2 protein-coding genes and 1 pseudogene are annotated in these 1617 nt (G+C 47.5%); all 3 read left to right on the forward strand.

All coding sequences use genetic code 11. The annotated features are described in order from the left end of the window. A partial coding sequence (locus B3182_RS08200; protein WP_292752295.1) for a molybdopterin dinucleotide binding domain-containing protein occupies window positions 1-448 on the forward strand: 448 nt, incomplete at its 5' end. After that, entirely contained in the window at window positions 441-1493 is a 1053-nt protein-coding gene (gene nuoH, locus B3182_RS08205) for an NADH-quinone oxidoreductase subunit NuoH (RefSeq protein ID WP_292353714.1), read from the forward strand. The genes B3182_RS08200 and nuoH, both read left to right, overlap by 8 nt. Continuing rightward, window positions 1490-1617 (forward strand): annotated as a pseudogene (locus tag B3182_RS16345) (NADH-quinone oxidoreductase subunit I); the annotation flags it as partial. The gene nuoH and the pseudogene B3182_RS16345, both read left to right, overlap by 4 nt.

Here is a 1617-nt window from a genome sequence, read left to right on the forward strand (position 1 = left end):
AAAATTCAACGGGTTTGATTATGTTTCTTCAGAAGGGGTGCGCCAGGAGTTGCAGGATCAGTTGAACCGGCATTCTCCGGTTAAACACGGTTTGTATATTCCAGCTGAAATTTCTCAGGCTGACGGTTTGCAGCTGATTTCAGAGGTGCCGATATATCGTACAGACAGTCTGGTCAGACATAGTAAAGCCCTGCAATTAACACCGGAAAATCAGTTTCTGGATACCTTGCGGATTCATCCGATACAGGCTGAGCTGTCAGGTCTACATCAGGGGGATCAGGTGCATATTCAGCAGGGTGAAATCTCCGTATCGACCACCGTACTGATAGATGAACAGGTTGCTGAGGGCATGGTTTATCTAGCTGCAGCCTCGCCATTAAGTGCCAAATTAACATCAGCCTTTGGTGATGTAGAATTATCAGCCATACTGGAGACAGCAGATGCTTGATCTGCTCACCCAGCATTTGTTACCCAATATAGGCAAAATTTTGCTGATTGTAGCGATATTGATGCTGGCGGTAGCCTATCTGACATTGGCCGAACGGAAAGTTATTGGCTATATCCAGATGCGTATTGGCCCCAATCGTGTGGGGCCGCGTGGCCTGCTGCAACCGATTGCTGATGGTCTGAAGTTATTACTTAAAGAAATCATCTTGCCCACGCGCTCCAATCTCTATTTGTTTGTATTGGCACCGGTATTAGCAATTGGTCCTGCTTTGGCAGCCTGGGCGGTTATCCCGTTTGACGCTGGCATGGTGTTGGCCGATATTAATGCCGGTTTGTTATATGTACTGGCTATTACCTCAATGGGTGTTTACGGCATTGTGATTGCTGGATGGGCCTCCAATTCACGCTATGCTTTTTTAGGCGCGATGCGCAGTGCCGCTCAAGTAGTCTCCTATGAAATTGCCATGGGTTTTGCCCTGGTAGGCGTACTGATTGCCGCTGGTAGCTTGAACCTGAGTGAGATTGTTATGGCTCAGCAAGGCGGTATTTTTTACTGGTACTGGTTACCTTTGTTACCGTTGTTTGTTGTGTATTTTGTCTCTGGTGTGGCGGAAACCAATCGCGCACCGTTTGATATTGCCGAAGGTGAATCCGAAATTGTTGCCGGCTTCCATGTGGAATATTCCGGGATGGCGTTTGCGATATTTTTCCTCGCTGAATACGCCGATATGATTTTGATTTCGATCCTGGCCGCCACCTTGTTTATGGGCGGCTGGTTATCACCTTTTGAAGGTATTCCGGTTTTAGAGCCGATGTTTGCCTGGGTACCGGGACTGGTCTGGCTATTACTGAAAACCAGTATGTTTCTGTTTATCTATTTATGGATCCGCGCCACCTTTCCTCGCTACCGTTATGATCAGGTGATGCGTCTCGGCTGGAAAGTATTTATACCAGTGACATTAGTTTGGCTGGTGATTATTTCGACCATGCAGGTGTTCGATATCGGGCCCTGGTTTAACAACATCGTCGAGGTGACAAGTCCATGAATGAGTCAATTCGTCACTTTTTTAAGAGTTTTCTGCTGTGGGAGTTAGTGCAGGGATTACGTCTGACCGGGCGACATTTGTTTTCGCGCAAGGTCACGGTGCAATATCCCGAAGAGCAAACGCC

Source organism: Methylophaga sp. UBA4204, assembly GCF_002379485.1.
Taxonomy (GTDB): Bacteria; Pseudomonadota; Gammaproteobacteria; order Nitrosococcales; family Methylophagaceae; genus Methylophaga.

Coding starts and splice junctions, on each gene's coding strand:
- nuoH (WP_292353714.1), top strand. CDS start 441: ATGCTTGATCTGCTCACCCAGCATTTGTTACCCAATATAGGCAAAATT.